Raw genomic sequence first — 22,028 nt, 5'->3', positions numbered from 1 at the left:
CGGAACCGGAGCAAAAGGCTTTGCTTACTTTGGCCTCTCAAAGTAAGTCGCCGAGGGGCGAAAAGGTGACTGGAGCCATGCGCTCGGCTCACTGAATCCGCAGTCTGTGCCATTTGTGACGCGGAGCGTCACGGGAGACATGCCCACGCGGAGCGATGGGCACGATCAGTGGTGAGGCGGATTTGTGTATCACCCGCCCAGGACGTTCCGCGTCCGCCTTGAGGCTGACGCGGAGCGCTCTGTCACTGCAACCAGGGCGGTGGCGGTTCTTCGGCGGATTTGCTCGGTGGAGCATCGTCGGCAGCGCGGGCGGCCTGGCGACGGGCTTCGTCCAGACGGGCGGCTTCGATTTCGCGCAGCACGCCGCCTACATCGGCCTCGTCCTCCGGCTCGTCGAATTCACCGGTCAACACGGTCGCAGGCGACAACGTACCGGCCTCGTAATACGACCACATCTCCTTAGCGTACTTGGTGTTTCTGAGTTCCGGCGCAAAGCGACCGAAATACAGCGCCATGTTGCCCACGTCACGTTCGAGCATGCTGAACGCATGGTTGTTGCCCGCCGCATCCACCGCCTGCGGCAGGTCGATGATGACCGGACCGCTGGGCGCCAGCAGCACGTTGAACTCGGACAGGTCACCGTGCACCAGACCGGCACACAGCATCAGCACGATCTGCTCGATAAGGAACGCGTGGTATTCGCGCGCCTGATCCGGCTCCAGCACCACATCATTCAGACGCGGCGCGGCATCGCCGTACTCGTCGGCCACCAGTTCCATGAGCAGCACGCCTTCAAGGAAGTCATACGGCTTGGGCACTCGCACGCCCGCACTGGCCAGACGGAACAGCGCTGCCACTTCAGCGTTCTGCCACGCGTCTTCGGTTTCTTTACGGCCGAACTTCGAGCCCTTGGCCATCGCCCGGGCCTGTCGGCTGTTGCGTACCTTGCGGCCTTCCTGATATTCGGCCGCCTGACGGAAACTGCGTTTGTTCGCCTCCTTGTAAACCTTGGCACACCGCAGCTCTTTGCCGCAGCGCACCACATAAACAGCTGCCTCTTTACCACTCATGAGTGGGCGCAGCACCTCGTCGACCAGACCGTCTTCGATCAGGGGTTCAATGCGTTTAGGAGTTTTCATCAGCTTTTATTGTGGGTCCTTTGTGGCCAGATACGCGATTGTTGCCGTTATACGGCAATCCTCCGCCAGCGAGTAGAGGGAAAGTCTTTTGAATTGCGCGGATTATTGCCGAAAATTCACGCAATGCCCCGGTTTCAAGCACCTTTCATGCCGCTTGGCCCTGCAAAGATAATACGCAGCAAAACGTGTAATGCCTGAAAATGGCTGGGCTATTTGAAGAGTTCGCCAGGCGTGTGACCGAACAATCCCTTGAAAGCGGCAATGAATGCGGAGGTCGAATCGTAGCCACAGGCCAGCGCAGCGCTGGTCACGCTGCTGCCCCCTTCCAGCGCATTCAGGGATGACAACAGCCGCGCCCGCTGACGCCAGCCCCGAAAACTCAGACCCGTTTCACGCTGAAACAGGCGCATCAGGGTTTTCTCCGAGGTCCCCAGGCGTGCAGCCCAGTCGTGAAGGGAAATGACCTGATCTGGCGCTTCGATCAGCTCGTTGCACAACCCCAGCAGGCGAGCGTGGCGAGGCAGTGGCAAAGAGAAGCCGACCTCCGGCAGATCCGACAACTGGTCGAGCAGCACCTGGACCAGACGCGACTCAGGGCTGTCGTGTTCGGGATAGGTCGCAGGCAATAGGCAGAAGCGCTTGATCAGCTCACGCGCCAGCGGCGTGACCTCCAGCACGCGGCACCGCTCGGGTGCCCAGCATGAGTCTTCACTGCGGATGTACAGGCTGCGCATTTCGGCACGCATGGAGGTGACCACCTCATGCTCCAGACCTGCCGGAATCCACACGCCCCACTGCGGCGGTGCGAAGAAGCTGCCCTCGGCGGTATGCACGCCCAGAACGCCACTGATGGCATAGGAAAACTGCACCCACTCGTGATGGTGCGCCGGTGTCCAGGAGCCCGCGCCCAGGCTTTCAGCACGCGCGTAAACAGGGCGCGGCAGATCATCCAGCGCCGGTATCTGCCGCTGCCCCTCAAGCGGGCGGCGGTCAATCTGTCCGTTGGAAGGCATGTTATGACCTTATGTCGCAAGACGGCTGTTGACTGACAGAGTAGCCTGCGCACATTCCTGTTTACAAAGTTACCCGAGCGTTCCATGCAATCACTCAAACACTTCAAGCGTGTCGCCACCGACTGGTTCCTCTGGGGCATGGTGCTGGCGACAGTGCTGGCGTACTTCTTCCCACGGTTTGGCGCGACCGGCGGCAGCATGCATGCCGAATACGTCATCAACATCGGCGTCTTCGTGGTGTTCTTCCTGCACGGGGTCAACCTGTCCAGCGAGCAGATCAAAAAGGGCCTGAGCAATTGGCGACTGCACGTGATGATTCAGGCGTTCACCTTCGTGGTATTCCCGCTCATCTGGCTGGCCTGCGACAAACTGCTGGGCTCGCATGTCCCGGCACTGTTGATGCTGGGTTTCTTCTACTTGTGCGCCCTGCCCTCGACCATTTCTTCGTCCGTGGCCCTGACCGGCAGCGCAGGCGGTAACGTACCGGCAGCCATTCTCAACGCCAGCATGTCCAGCGTGCTGGGGATTTTCATTACGCCGTGGCTGGTCAGTCTGGTAATCGGCAGCGGTACGGGCGGGATCGATCTGAGTGACACGCTGTTGAAACTGAGCGCCCTGCTGTTGCTGCCACTGGTGCTGGGCCAGTTGCTGCGGCCGTTGCTGGGCAAATTCTTTGCGCGTCACAAGAAGTACACCAACATCATCGACAAGCTGGTGATTCTGCTGCTGGTCTACGCCGCCTTCTGCAATTCGATGATTTCCGGGATGTGGCAGAGCCAGGGCAACAGCGTAATCCTGACCGCCTTTATCGGCACCGCCGTGCTGCTCGCAGTCATCCTGCTGATGACCACCCGCACCGCACGCCTGTTGAAATTCGATCACGCAGACAAGGTCGCGGCGGTGTTCTGCGCGACCAAAAAGTCGCTGGCCGCGGGTGCGCCGATGGCCGCGTTGATTTTCGGCAGCAATCCCGGGCTGGGCCTGATTCTGTTGCCGATCATGATCTACCACCCGATGCAACTCATCGTCTGTTCGGTCATCGCCGAGAACTACGCCAACCGTCATCGCCAGCAACTGTCGGAAGCGGCGCTGGAGGAAGCGCGGGCCGCATGAGGACGCGCTACATCAGCGCGTCGTCATCGAGGGTCACACGCGCGTAAAACACAATGGCGACGGTCGGGATCAGCGCGGAATAACCCGGCTTGAGTGCCGTGCTGAAGCGCGTAAACACCCGTTGAACTGGCGCCTGACGAATCGCCGCCAGCAACCCTTTCAACGAACCGGGCTGACGCTCGGGCGGTTCAAGGGTGGCGACTGAACGGCTCGCCGACTCAGTGGGCAGTTCCTCATTGCTCGCAGGCTTGAAGATTGACCCTACCGTCAGACGCTCGGCCAGAGTATCGACATGCCGGGCATACACGTCCCACGGCATGGCCTTGACACTGGCGATCGGCATTTCAGCCAGCGGGTGCGCTTTGGTGAAGGCATGCTGGAAGAAAGTCCTGAGTAACAACTCTTCGACCTCAACCACGGTGGCGCACTGATGTAACGCCTCACCCAGATCGTATTGCCGGGCCAGCATGCCGAGCACGCGGGTGTACGAGATGCCGTGACGGCGCGCCGCATTGACCACGCAGTGCCCGGCGACCAGCTGGAACTCGCGGACAAAGGCGTAGGTGCGGTCTTCGTCCGAGTCCTTGAGGTGCGTCCAGCGACTGGTGCGCAAGTGCCTGATCGCCGCGTCCAGCAGATAATCCGGCGAACGGGCCAGCACGCTGTGCAGGTAGATGTCCTGCAGGACCGGGTCCTGATTCGTCAGTTGCAATGCGACCTCGTCCAGATCCATGCCTTCGCAGCCGCTGAAACAAGTGGCGATCAGCACCTCCTGCAGACGGTTCCAGTAATGGTGGTGGCGATAGCCCTGCATGTAGACGTTTTCAAAGTGCTCGACCGGTCCGCGCCCCAGGCTCTTCTCGCCCAGATTGAGCAGCAGCACATGGTCTTCGCTGGACCAGGCATTGATCAGCCGCCCGGAGATACGTCGTTTGAGCACCCTGGCGTCGTCCGCCGAGACACGCACCGCCGCAGCCATGAGCAGCACATCGCCGACCACCAGGCCATGCTCGGGTGGCCGGTCCAGCCCCTTGAGCGCACTGATCAGCAGCCGTCCGCCCAGCGAATGGCCGATCAGGTTGACCCGTGTCACCTCCGGGTGCTGTTCGAACAGGTAACGGTCCAGCTGCGCCAGCAGTACCTTGCCCATGGCTTCGGCGCGGGAGCGGATGCGTGAAAAGTGATACGCGCGATCCCCCGCCAGCGCAGCGGCACCGGCCAGCGGATGCACACGGGCGGCAGCCACCAGCAGGCCACGGGAGCGATTGTCCATTTGTGTGAAATGGCTCGACGGCCAAAACGCGAGGATATTCACACGCTGACGCAGTGCTGCTGGAATGCTGTTGGCCAGCAGGCGTCGGTCGTTGAGATCGTGCCCCGACGAATAGCCATGGATGAAGATATTGGCAACGCTGCCAGAAGGTCTGGGCAGCGTCAGAAACTTGAAATGATTGTCCACGTTGTCCTGTTTCGCCTGACCGTGGCGCTCCCGTTCAATTTCTGACAATGAATCGCTTGGCGATCAGCATGATCAGCCGCAGGCAGAACGCCACACCGGTCAGCGAGATGACGACCTTGGCGACCAGAATGAAGTAGCTTTCGACGTCTTCGGAAATCAGACCGATCAACAGCCCCATGCCGCCAATCAACAGACCGATCAGCACCAGCCCGATGTAAGGACGCAGCCAGCGGGATCTGGAACCCTTGTCGAACAGGTAAAGCAAGGCACCCACCAGGATCAGGAGTACCGCCACGCCAATAATGAGTCCCATCCGTCACCCGTCCGCGCTGCAAAACCGTACGGGACCTGTCAGCCCCGCCGTCGTCGATTATGCCGACGACCCCGGTCTATTGCCATCGGCGTGACGACAGGTCTCTAGCGCTCCAGAATCGCCGTCACGCCCTGCCCGCCCGCTGCGCAGATAGAGATCAGTCCGCGCCCGCTGCCTGCGGCGTCCAGCAGTTTGGCCAGATTGGCGACAATACGCCCGCCGGTCGCCGCGAAGGGGTGACCCGCAGCCAGCGAGCTGCCCTTGACGTTCATCCGGCTGCGATCAATGGAGCCCAGCGGCGCATCCAGTCCCAGGCGCGTTTTGCAGTAATCGGCGTCCTCCCAGGCTTTGAGCGTGCACAGCACCTGAGCGGCAAAGGCTTCGTGGATCTCGTAGTAATCGAAGTCCTGAAGCGTCAGACCGTTGCGTGCCAGCAGGCGCGGCACGGCGTAGACCGGCGCCATCAGCAGGCCTTCCTCGCCTCTGACGAAATCCACGGCTGCCGCTTCTCCATCACGCCAGTAAGCCAGTACCGGCAGGCCGCGCTCCCTGGCCCATTCTTCGCTGGCCAGCAGCACCACCGAGGCGCCGTCGGTCAGTGGCGTGGAGTTGCCCGCTGTCAGGGTGCCTTTGGCGCTGCGCTCGAAGGCTGACTTGAGGCTCGCGAGTTTCTCCAGCGTCAGGTCGGGGCGCAGGTTGTTGTCGCGATTGAGCCCCAGGTACGGCGTCATCAAGTCGTCCTGCCAGCCCTCAGCGTAGGCCGCAGCCATCTTCTGATGGCTTTCCAGCGCCAACTGATCCTGAGGCGCACGCTCGATGCCCCAGTGCTGCGCCATCAGTTCGCAGTGCTGGCCCATCGACAGACCGGTACGCGGCTCGCCATTGCGCGGCAGCTCCGGCTTGATATTGTGCGGACGCAACTGCATCAGTGCCTTGAGCTTGTCGCCTGTGCTCTTGCTGCGATTGACCTGCAACAGAATGCTGCGCAGGTCCTCGTTGACCCCGATCGGTGCATCGGACGTGGTGTCCACGCCACCCGCGATGCCGCATTCGATCTGCCCCAGGGCGATCTTGTTGGCCACCAGCAACGCCGCTTCGAGCCCCGTGCCGCAGGCCTGTTGAATATCATAGGCCGGGGTTTGCGCCGACAGCCGCGAGCCCAGCACGCATTCGCGGGTCAGGTTGAAGTCGCGGGAATGCTTGAGCACCGCACCGGCCACCACTTCGCCCATGCGCAGCCCGTGCAGATTGAAGCGTTCGATCAGGCCCTCCAGCGCTGCGGTGAGCATGTCCTGATTGCTGGCCGTGGCATACGGGCCGTTGGAGCGGGCGAACGGAATGCGATTGCCACCGACGATGGCGACCCGGCGAGTCTGCGTCATGGAAAACTTCCTTTCTTCAAACGGATGGATGAACAGCGTAGATGAGCAAGAACAAACTTCGTTCGACTGTGGTCCATTCCTTTGAACCCCGACCCGAGGAGAGTGTTCCATGCCGTCAGATCGCTATATCGATTTCGCCAACTCCGACGTAGGCCGTCGCCTGGTGAAAGCCGTCGGTCTGCCGACTCCGACACGCCTGGAGCGTTGGCAGGCCGGACGCCTTCGGCCAATCGAAGGCACACTGCTGATCAGCGCAGGCCCGCTGGCCGATCAGGTTCGGGGGTTTGCCCATCGTCTGACCGACTCGCTGTACAGCTTTGGCAGCGACATGCCGGGCGCAACCGCCTGGGTCTCCAACCAGGGGCCTAAGCTCAAGGCCGTGGTGTTTGATGCCAGTACGCTGCTAAGGACCGATCAGCTCAGACAGTTGCGCGATTTCTTCCAACCGCTGCTGCGTTGCCTGGACACCTGCGCACATGTGGTGATCCTCACCCGGTCGCCGCAAGCGCTTGAAGATCCGCTGGCGGCCAGCACCCAACAGGCGATAGAAGGCTTCAGCCGCTCATTGGGTAAGGAACTGCGCAACGGTTCTACCGTAAAACTGCTGCAGGTGGATGAAGGCGCCGAGGATCAACTCGAAGGCGCGCTGCGTTTCTTTCTGACGCCCAAGAGCGCGTTCATCTCCGGCCAGTTTCTGCACCTGACACCTTGCACTTCGCAAGTCCAGGACTGGAGCCGTCCGCTGGCCGGGCGCAAGGCATTGGTGACCGGTGCTGCACGGGGCATTGGCGCATCAATCGCCGAAACCCTGACCCGTGACGGCGCTCAGGTCATCCTGCTGGATGTGCCGCAGTCCCGCTCGGATCTGGAGGCCCTGGCCTCACGCCTCGGCGGGCAGGCACTTGCGCTGGACATCTGCGCTGCGGATGCGCCTGGGCAGTTGCTGGAACACCTTCAGGGCGGCATCGACATTCTGGTGCACAACGCTGGCATCACCCGTGACAAGACCCTGGCCAACATGCCTGAAGACTTCTGGGACTCGGTGCTGGCCGTCAATCTCAATGCCCCGCAGGTGCTGACACAGACCTTGCTGGACCACGGCGCGCTCAACGACGACGCGCGGGTGATCCTCATGGCCTCGATCAACGGCATCGCCGGTACTCGCGGACAGACCAACTACACCACCAGCAAGGCCGGTCTGATCGGCTACGCCCGCGCGATGGCACCCGGACTCAAGGCACGCGGCATCAGCATCAATGCCGTTGCACCGGGCTTCATCGAAACCCGAATGACCGCCCAGATGCCCTTCACCCTGCGTGAAGCCGGTCGACGCATGAGCTCACTCGGTCAGGGCGGTCTGCCGCAAGACGTCGCCGAAGCCGTGGCCTGGTTTAGCCAACCGGGCAGCGGCTCGGTCAGCGGCCAGGTATTGCGCGTCTGTGGTCAAAACGTCATCGGGGCGTAACACCCCGCATTGAGTTCAAGGAGAAGGATGATGACTGCTCACTGGCTCTATCTGAATGCGCTGCAGCCGCTGCCGAATCTGTTCTTTCAGGCAGCACTGCGCCGCAAGGTCACGGGCACGCAACTGCCCGACCTGGGCTTGCGCAGCTGGGTCTCGGTGGACGCCGACAAGCTTGAGGCCTATCGCAAGGTCTGCGGGTATCAGGAAAGCAGTCTGCTGCCACCGACATACCCTCATGTGCTGGCGTTTCCGTTGCAGATGCAGTTGATGACTTCCAAGGACTTTCCGTTCCCCTTGATGGGACTGGTGCACATCGCCAACCGGATCAGCATTCATCGGCCGCTCGGCGGCATCAACCAGCTGTACGTCAGCGTGCAGGCCACCGACCTGCGTCCGCACCGCAAAGGCGTGACCTTCACGCTGGTGACGCATATCGAAGACAGCGTCGGTCTGCTCTGGGAAGAAGACAGCACCATGCTGTGCACAGGGGTCAGGCTGGACGGCGAGATGGACGAACACATCGAGCCGGCTTATCTGCCTGTGATCGAGCACGCGAGCTGGCAGGCCTCGTCGCACATTGGACGCGACTATGCGCGGGTGTCCGGCGACTACAACCCGATTCACCTGAGTGCACCGAGCGCCAAACTGTTCGGCTTCCCACGCGCCATCGCCCACGGCATGTGGCTCAAGGCACGCACGCTTGCCGCGCTGGATGATCATTTGCCTGCGTCCAACGTGGACATCAATGTGCAGTTCCAGAAGCCCGTGCGCCTGCCCGGCGACGTAAAGCTGTTCGCCAGCGCGGCAGGGTCTCATGGGCAACTGCGCCTTGAAGGTCAGCCGGACCTGGTTCACATGGTCGGCAGTTGGCAGCCTGCCGTGGAGTGATCAGGCTTCCTGCTGTCCAGGATCGAACTGTGGGAGGCGGCTTGCCGGCGATGAACGATGAACGATGACGCGATGTTCCTGACATACCGCGTCGACTGCATCGCCGGCAAGCCGCCTCCCACGGTCAGGTGTTTGCTGCCCGACAGCGCTACGTCGAAGACGTGGTGGCGCCTCACACAGATAGCGTTCCTTTAGTCTATTCCTCACGCAGGCTGAACAAACCCAAAAGCCCACTTGCCTGCCAGCCGGTTCCGCCTGAAGCTATGCGCCTTCAGGAGAGCATGATGAACCTCGACGAATTGACCCAGCGGCTGCACCGCATCCGCGACCAGAACGACTGGAAACAATTTCACAGCCCCAAGAACCTGGCCATGGCCGCGAGCGTGGAAATGTCGGAGCTGGTGGAAATCTTCCAGTGGCTGCGCGAAGACCAGTCCCGCGAGCTGTCGCCTGAGCAACTGGCCCATGCCGGGCAGGAAGTGGGCGACATCGTCCTCTATTTGTTGCTTTTGTGCAGCGAACTGGGGCTGGACATGGACGAAGTGGTGCGCAGCAAGCTGGCTGACAGCGAGCGGAGATTCGCCAAGTGAGCGACCGCCATTTCGATCAATTGGCCACCCGTTTTGCGGAAAAGATCTACGGCGGTGCCAAAGGCGCGATTCGACTGGCGGTGCTGCAGGCGGACCTGGAAGAAGCGTTACCCGAACGACCACTGCGCGTGCTGGACATCGGCGCAGGCCTGGGTCACATGTCGTTGTGGCTGGCCGAGCGCGGTCATGAGGTGACATTGGCAGAACCGGCCGAACCGATGCTCGAAGGCGCTCGTCAGCGCTTCGCCGAAGCCGGACAGACGGCGACCTTCATCCAGGCACCCTGGCAGGCGCTGCCCGAACTGCTGACCGATACTTACGATCTGGTGATTTGTCACGCTGTGCTGGAATGGCTAGCCGAGCCGCACACCATCCTGCCGGTGCTGCATCGACTCACAAAGGCGGATGGCTGGCTGTCGCTGGCGTTCTACAACCGCGATGCGCTGATCTATCGCAACCTGCTCAAGGGTCACTTTCGCAAGATGCGCAAGAATGACATGGCCGGTGAAAAACAGAGTCTCACGCCCCAGCAGCCACTCGACCCGCGGGAACTGGCAACGCAACTTGAAGGACAGTGGCGAGTCGAAACCCAGAGCGGCGTGCGCGTGTTCCACGACTACATGCCGGTCGAGTTTCAGGCCAGGGTTGAGCTGACGGGCCTTTTGGAAATGGAGCTGGCACACCGACGCCATCCGGCGTTTGCAGGTCTGGGTCGTTATCTGCACTGGATCTGCCGCCCGATCTGATCTTTTTGCGGAGAACATCATGAAGCACCGTCTCGCCTTGATCGTTCTGTTTCTGGCAACCAGCGCCTGCCAGAGCGACAATCCGTACGTCGCCAGCTCAATGCCGATCCCACCTGCGCCGCCTCAGGCAGCGCAGACGCTGGACCTGAGCGCCTACCCTGCTCCGACCCGCGATTACGGACGCTATCAAAGCTGGGCGTGGCTTAACGGCCAATTGCCCCCCGGCACGGCCTGGATGGACTCGGCGCAGGTCGCTGAAGCCGTCAGTACCGGTCTGGACCAGCGCGGCCTGCGCCCTGCACGCAACAAACCAGCCGATCTGTATGTCAGCGCGGCAACCCGTCAGGAAACACGCCTGCGACAAGTGCGTGAGGATTACGATCCGTATTACGGCGGCGGCCTGGGTTACGACGGCTACCGGCGCGGTTACGGCCCGGGCTATGGCGGTTACGCCAGCGTGCCGGTGGTGCGCACCTATCAGGAGCGCGTGATGGTGGTGCAGATCAATCTGTTCGACGCCCGTACCGGTCAACCGGTCTGGAGCACCAGCGCCGACGCGCGCAGTGGCAATGATCTGTCAGACCGCAGCAAAGCGTTACGTCAGGCCGTGCAACAGGCGCTGACCGAATATCCCCCACGGTAACCCCTTTCGGAGCACTGCCATGTTTCGCCGCCTTGTGTTGTTGTCGTGCCTGCTGCTGATCACTGCGTGTCAGAACAACCAGGTCAACCGTGATTTCGACGCCCAACGGGATTTCGGTGGCTATCGCAGTTGGAGCTGGAAAGAACCCGGCGTCCAGTATCAGCCGGATGACCCGCGCCTCAAGAGCGACCTGACTGAACAGCGCATCCGCCAGTCCATCAGCGATCAGCTGGACCAGCGCGGCCTGCGCATGGCGCCTGCCGGAGGGCATGCGGACCTGAAGGTTCAGGCCTGGCTGATTGTCGAGAACCGCCAGCAACTGGTCAGCACCAATTACGGCGGAGGCTGGGGCCCGTGGGGCGGCTACGGCTACTGGGGCGCACCGATGAACACCGAAACCCGCAGCGTGGACTACAAGGTGTCGACCCTGCAGATCGACCTGTTCGATGGCAAGGACGGCAAGCTGGTCTGGCGCGGCAGCACCGAGCGCATCCTCAGCGACAACGCAGGCAACCCGACCGACCGCGAAACCGCCGTCCGCGCGACCGTTGCGAAAATCCTGGAGCAGTACCCGCCGCGCTGACCGCCTCACCACTGATCGTGCCCATCGCGAGGAACGATCAGTGTGAGGGCTGACATCTGTATGTGATCAGCGGATGCCGCCTTGATGTGCATACGCCAGCACACCTTCATCGCGTTGACTACACTCCCTGACAACAGGTGAGTGAGCGACGGCGATGCCGAAGGAGTGCTGATGTCTCCCCTGAATCGTTACGTCGCGACGCGGGATCGGCAGCGCGGTGCAATAGGCCTGATGGCGGCGCTGACGCTGGCGTTGGCGCTGTTGTGCACGCTGATGGTCATCGACAGCGGCAGGCTGTACATGGAGAAACGCTCCCTGCAACGGATCGCCGACGTCGCGGCGCTGGAAGCGGCCGGGCGCAAGGGAACATGCATGACAGGCGCGAGCGCTGCCAGTTACGCCACTCAGAGCGCCATACGCAACGGCTTCACGCCGGGCAGCGATGGCCGCACACTGGTTGCCACGTGCGGCACGTTGTCGGTGAATGCCCAGAGCCGCAGGGTGTTTACCGCCGACGCCACGCAGTCACAGGCGATTCAGGTTGTGGTCAGCCATCCCGTGCCGCGCAGTATCGCCGCAGGCATCGCTGCACTGTTCGACAGTACGCCCGACTCACCCGACCTCCAGCTCAGCGCCACCGCGGTCGCGGCCAGCGCCTCTCCGCTGGCCTCACTGACCATTCGCAGTGCCGCCATGACAATCGATAGCGCCAAGGCAGCGGTGCTTAACCCGATCGTCGGAGGGCTGCTGGGCGGGACACTGAACCTGGGTGTCGCCAACTGGCAGGGCCTGGTCAACACCGACCTGAGCCTGCTCAATTACCTGAACAGGCTCAAACTCGACCTGAACCTGACGGCCGTCGGTTACACACAAGTGCTCAACACCACCGTTTCCGTCAGCCAACTGGTTCAGAGCGCCATCAATGTGCTGGACCCCAGCGGCACCTTGAACGCCACCGCAACCATCGCGGGCCTGCAGGCCATCAAGGCAGCGGCCGGTGCTACAACGGTTCTGCTCGGAGACTTGCTGGCCGTGCAGGGCAGCGCCGATATCGCAGCGCTGAACACCAGTTTGCGGGTGCTGGATCTGGTGCAGGGTCTGGCGCAACTGGCCAATGACAAGAACGGCATTTCAGCCCCCGTGCAGATCAACATTCCGGGCCTGGCTCAGGTGACGACGCGCATTCAGGTCATCGAACCGCCGCAACTGTCCGCCATCGGCGATCCCGGCAAGATTGACCCGCTCAACCCCAAAACCGGTGCCAATCGCATCTATGTGAGGACAGCGCAGATGCGCGCGCTGGTATCGATCAATTTGCCGGTGCTGGGCACGATGACGTCGCTGGCCAATACCGCAGGCTCAGTGGTCGGCAGCCTGACGCCACTGCTCAACAGTGCCTTGAATCTGAATCTGGCAGGCGTGGTGACTTCGGCGACCTGCGCGCTGGGCCTGAACAGTTGCATGGTCTCGGATATCAAGTTTCTGGACAGCGGTACGCCAGCGACTGGTCCCAAAATCGACCTAAACCTCTCGCTGGCCAGCGCCGACAGCTACATCACCGGCTATACCTGCACCAGCAACACCGTCAAGACCTTGAACGTTCACACCGACGCTACGTTGGTCACCGCCAAACTGGGCCAGATCACAAACGCCTCAGCCTTCCCCGCCAGCACCGACCCTTCCGCCGTCACGGCGATACCGCTGCCGGTGATCGATATCGGTACACAGACCTGCCAGAAGATACTGGGGCTGTTGGGCAACTGCACAGCACGCACGCCCTTCGGCGCCGGGGGCATCGGCCTCAGCTTCGACACGGTCAGCCAGTCTCCGCTGGGCACCGCTGCCGCAATCAACACAACATTCAGCTCGCCGAACCTGCCGGAGATCAACAGCCCGCCCTACTTTCTGACCAACACGACGTCGGTCAAACCCAGCACCGTGCTCAATGGCGTGGTTTCAGGGGTCAAGGTCGATGTCTACAAACCCGCGACGAGCACCACGCTGGGCAATGTGATCACCGGCGCAGCCACCCTGCTGAATAGTCTGACCAGCGCATTGGATGTCATCGTCGAGAACACCCTCAAGCCCTTGCTGACCTCCGTGGTGGACCCGCTGCTGGCGTCCCTTGGCGTGACACTGGCGCCTGCCGATGTGGGCGCCAATCTGAGCTGCAATTTCGGCCAAGCCCATCTGGTGATCTAACCGGCGTTGAAGATCGGCAGTTCGACGAGAAAACGCGCGCCTTCGCCGACGTTGCTGACACTCAACTGGCCACCCATCTGATCGACGATGCCATAGCTGACCGACAACCCCAACCCGGTGCCGACCCCGATGGGTTTGGTGGTGAAGAACGGCTCGAAAATCCGCTCCAGCAAGCGCGGGTCGATACCGCCGCCGTTGTCCTGCACGACGAGCCGGATGATGTTTTCATCGCGCTCGACCTCGACGCTGATCCACGGCTCGAACTCGCGGTCGTTCTCACGACGCGAAAGCAGAGCATCACGGGCGTTGACCATCAGGTTGATCAGCACCTGCTCCAGTTGATCGACGTGCCCGCGCACCTGCACAGGCGCGCTCATCTCACCAATGCGCAGTTGCACGCCCTTGCCTTTCATGCCCTCGGCCAGCATCGACACGGTGCCTTCCACCGCCTGGGCCGGGTCGAACAATTGCTCCTCGATTTCCGAGCGCCGCCCGAACACGCGCATGTGGTCGACCACCCGTGCAGCGCGCTGCACCTGCGTGTCGATGCGGTTGAGCTTTTCGGTGAGGTATTCGATATCCACATCACCCCTGCCCAGCCGCTTCAACACATTGACCACCGCCATGCGCATGACATTGAGCGGCTGATTGATCTCATGGGCCAGCCCGGTCGACATCTCGCCCAGCGTGGCCATCTTGGCGCTCTGGTTCAGTTGCATGCGAGAGCGGCGCACGTCCGTGTTGTCGCGGCCCACGGCCTGAATCTCGATCAGCCTGCCCTGCTCATCGAAAACCCCGCGGTCCGCCCAGATCCACCAGGCGTATTCACGGCCGGGCAATTCAATGCAGATTTCCTCCGTGCTCATCGGCTCTTCGGGCGTTAGCTGGCCGATACGGCGGACGAACGCCTCACGCTGCTCGTCGGACATCCAGTCGCCCAGATTGATACCGGTCAGCTGCTCGGGCGTGCATTCCATATAACTGGCCAGTGGTTTGTTACCGAAGCTGAGTACCAGATCCGGCGTGTAGCGACAGATCATCGCGGGCGAGTCCTCGACCAGAATCCGGTAGCGCTCCTCGCTCTTGCGCACCTGTTCGGCCGCCAGCGTGGCCTCGGTCACATCCAGCCATAACCCGACCGCCTCGACCGGCATGCCGAGGTCGTCACGCAGCAGGCGGGCCTCGTCCAGCAGCCAGTGGTAACTGCCGCCCTTGTCGCGCAATCGGTAACGACGGCTGACGAACCCTTCACGCAACAAATGGCGGCTGCGTTCGAACCAGGTATCGCGGTCCTCAGGGTGAATGTATTCGGCAAGCTGGCCCTCGACACACTCGGCCAGGGTCCAGCCCAGCAACGGCGTCAGGCTGTCGCTGAAAAAGCTTGGCTCAAGATTGCCCTGGTCATAGCGCTGCACGTAGATCACCGCAGGTGAACTGGCGATCAGATTATCCAGCCGCTTGTGCGCGGCGGCGGCATCGGTTTCCTGATTCTTGATATCGCTGACATCAAGCATGAAACCCAGCACTCGCTGCACCTGCCCGCTGATCAAGGCCTGGCCCTGGATCCGGAACCAGAGAGTCTCCTGAGCAGGATCGGCCTGAGCCAGGCGCACGCAGAGCAGCATGGGCGTGCCTTTGTCACGCAACTGGGTCAGGCGACTGGTCAGCTCCTGGCGGTCCGCCGGATGAATCAGCGCCAGCCAGTCCTGACGCGACAGGCTTTCGACCCGATCACCCAGGCGCAGGCTGCGCGCAAGCTGCGGTGCCAGCAGAATCTCGTCCGTGCCGGGCAGCAATTCCCACCAGCCGGTGCCCAGCAGGTCCTGAAGCACGGCCAGACGCTCGACGTGATGCCGGTTATGCTGTTCCGACAGCCTGAACAGCACCGGCCCGGCCAAGGCAGAACACAGGTTCAGCCATTCCCGCTCACCCAGGTCAGGTGCCTGCTGCCCGGCATCGTAGAAGCCGAACAGCAGCCAGGCCTTGGCAACGCCTTCCCGGCTGTGCGGCATCAGAAAACCGTCAGCATTGGCGAACGCGCTCTGCAACGATGCGGAATGCGAGCCCGTGCCGAATGACAGCTGGTGCGTGACGTTGGCGTCAAGGGCGTCCAGTGCACTGCCCAGACGCTGGCCGGCCTGCCACAGTTCGGGCGCCGTGTGAGCGTTGTACTGACAATAAACCCGCCAGCCAGCGCCACCCGCTTCAGGCAGGACCAGCGCCACACAGGGGATGCGCCAGAGCTGTGCAAGCTCTTCGAGCTGCTCGGTGACAACAGCCTTGAGCCGGTCAACGTGGCACACACGCACACGCTCGGCGATCTGCCCGGCCACACGCAGGCATTGCTGGCGGCTGCGGGCAGCGCTGGCCTCCTCCATCAGATCACTGATGTCGAGCAGCTGCAGCAGCCATTCCTTGCCGTGCGCCTGAACCCAGCCGCGTGCGTGCAGGATGTGGGCATCGGCACTCTTGAAGTCCAGATCGAGCATATGCCCCAACCATTCCTGCGGCACACCCTCGATCACCAGCGCGCTGTTGGGCAACAGCAGACTCATCAGGCGCTGTGATTCAGCCATGGGTGCCGCGATACCCAGCCTCGAAGCCAGATGAGCACTGATGCTCTGCACTCGCCCGTCATCATCCAGCAACAGGTACAGATCGGCGCCGATGGGATCGGGCTCAGTATTCAAGGATAGGGTTTGCGGGGCCGGAGGCGCATCGGCACGGCCCAGCCAGCGACTCAGACGGCTTTTCTCAAGGGACAAGTTGCAGGCTCGCTTGGGCAGAAAGGTTATTCGGCAGGCGGGGTATTTCGCCGACACCCGGCAGGGTCAGAAAGGGCAGGACCTGCGCCAGTCTGGATTTCGGATAACTGATGTTGGCCGTCAGCACACCCGCTGTGTAGGTCACCCGCACATGGGCATTGCTGAACCCCAGTGAAGCGGGCATCCATGACAACTGGTTCATGACCACCGTCTCGGCCTGGCTGACAATCAACTGGTTGTAATTGACCGCCGTCGGACTCAGCGCCACGCTGCGACGTACCGCCTCACTGGCAGCCGCATTGAAAGACTGCACCATCAACAGTGGCAGGCTGTAACTTACGACACCATAGAACACCGCGAAAAAGGCCACGAACACTGCCGCAAACTCGATAGCGGCGGCGCCCCGTTGCCTGTGTAGGGAGGAAAGATGCGGGGTGGTTTTCATGTCAACGTCTACTCTGACACTCACGACTTCACATGAGCATAGTTTCTTTCAGGAAAACAGGACGCTTTTTACCGAATGGATTTATTTTTTCTACTTGTATGGTTCGGCCTGTGCGCCGAACAGGATGCGCGGCAACGGAAAATTTCCAACTGGCTGACACTGGGCGTGGCTTTAGTCGCGTGCGGGTACCTGTTGTACAGTGGCCATACATGGCTGGGTGCGACACCGGACGAGGCTGGCTGGGCGACGTTGACCGCTCTGGCACTGACGTTGCCGGGCTATGCGCTGGGCAGGCTGGGGGCCGGGGATGTCAAACTTCTGACCGCACTGGCACTGCTGACCGACAGCCTGTATCTGTTGGGCACCTTTATTGGCGCAGGCATTGCCATCGCACTCTGGAGTGTGTCGATCACTCAGCTATGGCCCCTTGTAAACCAGCACGTTACGCGCCGTTACTTGCACTTGGGTCCGCAGGCGACAAATAAATATCCTTTCTCACCGTTTTTATTGATCGGACTTTTGTTAACGGTATTAATTATCCATTGATCAAAGAGTGCTCTATTGCCATGTACATAGTCACAAAGTACGACTAGGGTCTATTGACAGGCGCGACCCTTTATTTAAACAGCGTCCGCCGCAACCACACTCAATTCTGCTGAATGGATTCAGGCTCCAGTTTTCCACTGTTGCCGATTAGCATGGAGTCGCAGGTGAACAAGTACTCGTCGGTAAAAATATTGGTCGTGGATGACCAGCCTGCTGTTGTCGAAGAGCTGTGCGAGTTTCTCGAAAACAGTGGCTATCACTGCGTGCCTTGCGTTTCCAGTGCGCAGGCCATGGAGCAATTCAATCAGGACGACACTGTCGGGATCGTGCTGTGTGATCTGGACATGCCGGGCATGAACGGCATCGAGATGGTCGAAGCGATGAAGCGTGCGGGCGGCAGGAAGCACCTATTCGAGGCCATCATGCTCACTGGCAAGGCCGAGAAGAAGGACGTCATCAAAGCGTTGCGTGCCGGGATCGCGGATTACTATCAAAAACCCGTCAATCTGGACGAGGTGCTGGAAGGTGTGCAGCTTCAGGTCGAGGCACTGGGCGAGCGCCAGCGAAACCTCCATCAGTTGGGGCTGCTCAATGAAAAGCTCCAGTACCTGGCCGCATCCATTGACGACCTCTACCAGAATCTCGATCAGACCCGGGCCGGGTCATCGATTGAAAGAAAAGCTGAATCTGCCTTAAACGAAGAGCCACGGATACCGGATATCTTTGCCGGGTTGTCGCCACGCCAACTGGACGTCGCAAGGCTGGTCGGCACGGGCCAGACCAACTATCAGATTGCCTGCGAACTGGGCATCACTGAAAACACCGTCAAACTCTATGTCTCTCAGGTCCTGCGTCTGACACGCATGCACAACCGCACACAACTGGCGCTGGCCCTTTCACCCGGCAGTTCAAGTTCACGGCAGCGCGCCAGTGTGACCTGACTGACCGACTGGACCCGGTCAGGTTTCGGTTTCAGGAAGCATGACGTGATAGGGCGCATCCACCAGCGCCGAGTGCACCTGATTGCGACCGGCATGCTTGGCGCGGTACAGCGCGCTGTCGGCCTGGGCGGCCAGACTCAGGCTGTCATCATGCAGCCCGAGGGAAACCACACCCGCACTGAACGTACAGAACAGATCGGCAGGCTGCGCCGGATAATGGATTTCCGCGAAACGATGGCGGATTTCCTCCAGCACCTGATGAGCGCTCTGGATATCCGTGTCCGGCATGACGATGGCAAATTCCTCGCCCCCGTAACGCCCGATGAAATCGGTCTTGCGCAACCTTTGCTTGAGAAACAGCGCCAGACTCTTGATCACCCGGTCACCCATGGGATGCCCGTGGCTGTCGTTGACCTTCTTGAAATGGTCGATATCGAGCATCGCGAAGCACAGCGGCTTGCCTTCGCGACGCGAGCGAAAGCTGCAGTCTTCCAGCAATTGCAGGATATGCGTGTGGTTGTACAGGCCCGTCAGGCTGTCGCGCACCATGCGCGCTTTCAGGTTGCGAGCGCGGGCAGCGCGGTTGCGCACGGTGGTGATCAGGTGACGCGGCTTGATCGGCTTGGTCAGGAAATCGTCGCCGCCTTCGCTCATGGCGTCGAGTTGCTTGTCCTGATCATCTTCCGCGGACAGATAAATGATCGGCACGCTGACGTAACGGTCGTTGTGACGGATGACCTTGGCCAGCTCCGTCCCCGTACAGCCCGGCATGTACATGTCGAGGATGATCAGGTCGGGCTGGAATTCGGCCAGTTCGCCCATCGCCTGGATCGGGTCGAGCAAGGTACGCGTGACGATGCCCGCCGCGTTGAGCACACGTTCGGTGTGCGTTGCCTGTGCGCGTGAATCGTCGATGATCAGCACTTTGTAGGGCTCGTACTGCGCCACGCAGGTCAGGATTTCGATCTTTTCCAGCAGGCTCGACGCCTCCAGTGCACCGGTCAGAAACTCCTGGCCACCGGCACGCACGGCAGCGAGCCGGGTCGGGGTGTCGGTTTCATTGAGACTGAAGAACAGCAATGGCAGCTTTTGCTCGAGCCCTTCCTGAACCTGGGACGCCAGCCTCAAGCCCTGACCGGGCCCACTGAAATCGACGTCCATGACAATGGCAGCCGGATGGCGCTGGGTCATGGCCGTCTGAAACTCCGACACGCTGTGCAACGACAGCGCGGACAGACCGAAGAACTCCAGTTGCTTGGCCAGCCGCTCTGCCCGTTCATGGTCCTGAAGCACCACATAAACCGGTTTGCGCAACGGCGGCAGCGACGTCTGCTCCAGACGGTCGCCATGCCGCAGGCCTGTACGCGACAGGCGCTGCATCAGGCGATTGAGCTCGGTAATGGCGCTGCTGTTCAGGCGGCCCCGATTGGCCTCGACCACACCCAGCGCTTCGTCGATATTCTGAGCCAGAGCAATGTGCTCGGTCTGCTCGAAGCGCTCGGCAAAGCGCAACAGACGCAAGGTCGAATCCTTCAGTTCAGCCATGTCACCGGCCGACCATTCGGACTTCTGCAGCCGTTGCCAGGTCTCAAGAATCTGACGTGCCTGATGAATGACCCGTTGGGCAAAATGGTGCTTCAAGCGATCACGGCTGGGATCTTCGGGCTCGTTCATATCAAGGCTACTTTAGGTTCGCAGAGCGAAACGGTTGATGGCGCTATGCTAGCACCTTCGATACGACACCTGAGTGCCGCAAGTCACTTATTTGACAACAAATATATGGCGCTATGCCATTACGTATAACTATCCCTGTATAGCTAATAGCTATCACTGGTTTTTGCCGTCTGCCGAGGCTCTGACAGAGGGTCTTCGCAGGCCCTGCCCGTTTCTTGTCAGACAAAATGTAACCATCCTGACAGCCACGACTCTTCAGCCAGACGCCTGCGGCGACACAGAGCGATGTCAGCCGCACAATCACGAAAATCCGCCCCGGATACGCTCGTTCATTGCACCTTGAGGTAAGGTTACGGTCGAACGCCACGTAGCATTCAACTCAAGATCGAAAGGACCCCACCATGCTGGATTGGAAAAACCGCGCAGGCAGCGCGGGTGAGCGTACCGCTGACACTGCATCGGTCAAACGACGCGGCTATCTGGGCAGCCTGTTCTACAGCCGTGCGCTGGGTGCCTTGGTCTTGATCTACCTGCTCGTCTGCCTGGCCGTCGGCTGGTACTGGAGCAAGGAGCCTGCACTGTTTCCGGTGCAGCAGAATGCACAGGCCGCCGCCGAGCGCGAAGGCAAACCGATGGTCATCGGCTACACCACAGTCGAAACCCTGAAAAGCGTCGCTCAGACCCTTCTGGACAAGCGCGGCGGCTACCTTTCCAACGACCGCATGCCACCGGGTCTGTGGCTGGACAACATCCCGAGCTGGGAATATGGCGTACTGGTCCAGGTACGCGACCTGAGCCGTGCACTGCGCAAGGACTTCGCCCGTTCCCAGTCGCAATCGGCAGAAGACGGTGATCTGGCGCGTGCCGAACCGCTGTTCAACTTCAACAACCGCAGCTGGATACTGCCTTCCAGCGAATCGCAGTACACCGACGGCATCAACGCCCTGAGCCGCTATCAGGCGCGTCTGTCAGATCCGAACCAGAAAGGCGCGCTGTTCTACGCCCGTGCCGATAACCTGAACAACTGGCTGGGCGATGTGGGTACCCGTCTGGGCTCGCTGTCGCAACGTCTGTCGGCCAGCGTGGGTCGAGTCAAACTCAACAGTACGCTGAAAACCGAATCCATCGCCTCGGTCAAACCGGGTGAAGTGCCACAGGTGGACGAAGAGATCGTCGAGACGCCTTGGCTGGAAGTGGACAACGTGTTCTATGAAGCACGCGGTCAGGCTTGGGCGCTCTCGCACCTGCTGCGCGCCATTGAAGTGGACTTCGCCGACGTACTGGCCAAGAAGAACGCCACGGTCAGCGTGCGCCAGATCATTCGTGAGCTGGAAGCCTCGCAGGAGCCGCTGTGGAGCCCGATGATTCTGAACGGCAGCCCGTTCGGCGTGTTCGCCAACCACTCGCTGGTCATGGCCAACTACATTTCGCGGGCCAACGCAGCGGTGATCGATCTTCGTCAATTGCTGAATCAGGGCTGATGGCGATCCCTTCGAACGAGGCCGCGCACCGCGCCGCCTCGGACGCCGAGCAGATTGCCTGGGTCGACGAGCACGACACGCTGCTGGGCGCACGCCCGCGTATCGAGCTGCGCGAGCAGGCGCTGATCGGCCGGGGCACTTACATTCTGCTGTTCAACCCCGCTGGCGAGCTGTGCGTGCATCGCCGCACGCTGAGCAAGGCCATCTACCCCGGTTACTGGGACGTAGCGGCGGGCGGCATGGTGCAGGCGCATGAAAGCTACGCTGAATCCGCCGCCCGCGAGCTGGAAGAAGAACTGGGTGTGCACGACGTCGCGTTGCAGGCCCATGAGCGTTTTTTCTTTGATCAGCCAGACAACCGGATCTGGTGCGCGGTGTTTTCCGCCGTCTGGGACGGCGCCTTGAAACTGCAGCCCGAAGAAGTCCTGGAAGCGCGCTTCATACCCGTCGTAGAGGTGTTGCGTCAGGCCGAAGAAAAACCGTATTGCCCGGACTCGCTGGCAGCCTTGAAACGCTACCTGAAGCAGGTCGCAAATGTTCAGTAAATTGGCGCATTCAACCCCTTAGCAACTGGCTGTTTTGCCGTTACACTGCGCGACCTTTTCAAACTGGACCGGCCTTGTCGGTCCAATAGCGCTGC

General features: G+C 61.0%; 20 protein-coding genes. 12 read left to right on the top strand and 8 right to left on the bottom strand.

Translation table 11 applies throughout. From position 1 onward, the window contains the following. Positions 1-242: 242 nt before the first annotated feature. Together AO065_RS20050 and AO065_RS20045 are read right to left on the bottom strand one after the other, a co-directional pair. Entirely contained in the window at positions 243-1,139 is an 897-nt protein-coding gene (locus AO065_RS20050) for a PA4780 family RIO1-like protein kinase (RefSeq protein WP_004882953.1), read from the bottom strand. Between the two features lie 209 nt (positions 1,140-1,348). Next, complete coding sequence (locus AO065_RS20045; RefSeq protein ID WP_004882952.1) at positions 1,349-2,152, bottom strand: AraC family transcriptional regulator; 804 nt, start codon at positions 2,150-2,152, stop codon at positions 1,349-1,351. An 84-nt stretch (positions 2,153-2,236) separates the two neighbouring features. On the opposite strand from AO065_RS20045, the gene AO065_RS20040 reads away from it, so the two are divergent. Further along, complete coding sequence (locus AO065_RS20040) at positions 2,237-3,265, top strand: bile acid:sodium symporter family protein (RefSeq protein WP_004882951.1); 1,029 nt, start codon at positions 2,237-2,239, stop codon at positions 3,263-3,265. Between the two features lie 7 nt (positions 3,266-3,272). Here AO065_RS20040 and AO065_RS20035 read toward each other — a convergent pair whose 3' ends face one another. The 3 genes from AO065_RS20035 to AO065_RS20025 all read right to left on the bottom strand — a co-directional run bounded on the left by AO065_RS20035 (position 3,273) and on the right by AO065_RS20025 (position 6,419). Then, the gene (locus AO065_RS20035; protein ID WP_004882950.1) at positions 3,273-4,724 is read right to left on the bottom strand and encodes a DUF726 domain-containing protein; all 1,452 of its coding nucleotides are present in this window, start codon (positions 4,722-4,724) and stop codon (positions 3,273-3,275) included. A 34-nt stretch (positions 4,725-4,758) separates the two neighbouring features. Continuing rightward, positions 4,759-5,037, bottom strand: coding sequence for a hypothetical protein (locus AO065_RS20030; RefSeq protein ID WP_004882949.1), 279 nt, complete (start codon positions 5,035-5,037; stop codon positions 4,759-4,761). Positions 5,038-5,141: 104 nt separating this feature from the next. Continuing rightward, positions 5,142-6,419, bottom strand: coding sequence for an acetyl-CoA C-acetyltransferase (locus AO065_RS20025; RefSeq protein ID WP_004882948.1), 1,278 nt, complete (start codon positions 6,417-6,419; stop codon positions 5,142-5,144). A 109-nt stretch (positions 6,420-6,528) separates the two neighbouring features. Here AO065_RS20025 and AO065_RS20020 point away from each other — a divergent pair, with 109 nt between their 5' ends. The 7 genes from AO065_RS20020 to AO065_RS19990 all read left to right on the top strand — a co-directional run bounded on the left by AO065_RS20020 (position 6,529) and on the right by AO065_RS19990 (position 13,536). Then, positions 6,529-7,884: a 3-oxoacyl-ACP reductase gene (locus tag AO065_RS20020; RefSeq protein ID WP_004882947.1), complete on the top strand. Its 1,356-nt coding sequence runs from the start codon at positions 6,529-6,531 to the stop codon at positions 7,882-7,884. Between the two features lie 30 nt (positions 7,885-7,914). Continuing rightward, positions 7,915-8,772 (top strand): MaoC family dehydratase, encoded by an 858-nt coding sequence (locus AO065_RS20015; protein WP_004882946.1) that lies wholly within the window; start codon positions 7,915-7,917, stop codon positions 8,770-8,772. A gap of 284 nt (positions 8,773-9,056) precedes the next feature. Continuing rightward, a complete protein-coding gene (locus AO065_RS20010) occupies positions 9,057-9,362 on the top strand; it encodes a MazG-like family protein (RefSeq protein ID WP_004882945.1) in 306 nt (101 codons plus the stop codon). Then, complete coding sequence (locus AO065_RS20005; RefSeq protein WP_004882944.1) at positions 9,359-10,108, top strand: methyltransferase domain-containing protein; 750 nt, start codon at positions 9,359-9,361, stop codon at positions 10,106-10,108. The genes AO065_RS20010 and AO065_RS20005 overlap by 4 nt, the downstream gene beginning before the upstream one ends. A gap of 19 nt (positions 10,109-10,127) precedes the next feature. Beyond that, positions 10,128-10,751, top strand: a complete 624-nt coding sequence (locus AO065_RS20000; protein ID WP_004882943.1) for a DUF4136 domain-containing protein — start codon at positions 10,128-10,130, stop codon at positions 10,749-10,751. A gap of 19 nt (positions 10,752-10,770) precedes the next feature. Beyond that, positions 10,771-11,334 carry a DUF4136 domain-containing protein gene (locus tag AO065_RS19995; RefSeq protein WP_004882942.1) on the top strand — a complete coding sequence of 188 codons (564 nt, stop codon included), beginning with the start codon at positions 10,771-10,773 and terminating at the stop codon, positions 11,332-11,334. A 171-nt stretch (positions 11,335-11,505) separates the two neighbouring features. Continuing rightward, on the top strand, positions 11,506-13,536 hold the full coding sequence (locus AO065_RS19990) for a pilus assembly protein TadG-related protein (RefSeq protein ID WP_004882941.1): 2,031 nt from the start codon (positions 11,506-11,508) through the stop codon (positions 13,534-13,536). On the opposite strand, the gene AO065_RS19985 is transcribed toward AO065_RS19990, so the two are convergent. Further along, positions 13,533-16,301 (bottom strand): PAS domain-containing sensor histidine kinase, encoded by a 2,769-nt coding sequence (locus AO065_RS19985; RefSeq protein ID WP_004882940.1) that lies wholly within the window; start codon positions 16,299-16,301, stop codon positions 13,533-13,535. The genes AO065_RS19990 and AO065_RS19985 overlap by 4 nt on opposite strands. Further along, on the bottom strand, positions 16,291-16,746 hold the full coding sequence (locus tag AO065_RS19980) for a TadE/TadG family type IV pilus assembly protein (RefSeq protein ID WP_032651272.1): 456 nt from the start codon (positions 16,744-16,746) through the stop codon (positions 16,291-16,293). Before AO065_RS19980 ends, AO065_RS19985 begins: the two co-directional genes overlap by 11 nt. A gap of 75 nt (positions 16,747-16,821) precedes the next feature. Between AO065_RS19980 and AO065_RS19975 the strand changes: the two genes are divergently transcribed. Then, positions 16,822-17,292, top strand: coding sequence for a prepilin peptidase (locus tag AO065_RS19975; RefSeq protein WP_004882938.1), 471 nt, complete (start codon positions 16,822-16,824; stop codon positions 17,290-17,292). Between the two features lie 152 nt (positions 17,293-17,444). Continuing rightward, entirely contained in the window at positions 17,445-18,233 is a 789-nt protein-coding gene (locus AO065_RS19970) for a response regulator transcription factor (protein WP_080597944.1), read from the top strand. A gap of 18 nt (positions 18,234-18,251) precedes the next feature. Here AO065_RS19970 and AO065_RS19965 read toward each other — a convergent pair whose 3' ends face one another. Then, positions 18,252-19,907, bottom strand: a complete 1,656-nt coding sequence (locus AO065_RS19965) for a response regulator (RefSeq protein WP_004882936.1) — start codon at positions 19,905-19,907, stop codon at positions 18,252-18,254. Between the two features lie 401 nt (positions 19,908-20,308). Between AO065_RS19965 and AO065_RS19960 the strand changes: the two genes are divergently transcribed. Beyond that, entirely contained in the window at positions 20,309-21,388 is a 1,080-nt protein-coding gene (locus AO065_RS19960) for a DUF2333 family protein (RefSeq protein WP_004882935.1), read from the top strand. Further along, positions 21,388-21,933, top strand: a complete 546-nt coding sequence (locus AO065_RS19955) for an NUDIX hydrolase (protein ID WP_004882934.1) — start codon at positions 21,388-21,390, stop codon at positions 21,931-21,933. The genes AO065_RS19960 and AO065_RS19955 overlap by 1 nt, the downstream gene beginning before the upstream one ends. The last annotated feature ends 95 nt before the right edge of the window (positions 21,934-22,028 follow it).

The organism is Pseudomonas viridiflava, assembly GCF_001642795.1.
In the GTDB taxonomy this organism is placed as follows: domain Bacteria; phylum Pseudomonadota; class Gammaproteobacteria; order Pseudomonadales; family Pseudomonadaceae; genus Aquipseudomonas; species Aquipseudomonas viridiflava.
This window is presented reverse-complemented; position numbering and strand designations above follow the sequence as displayed.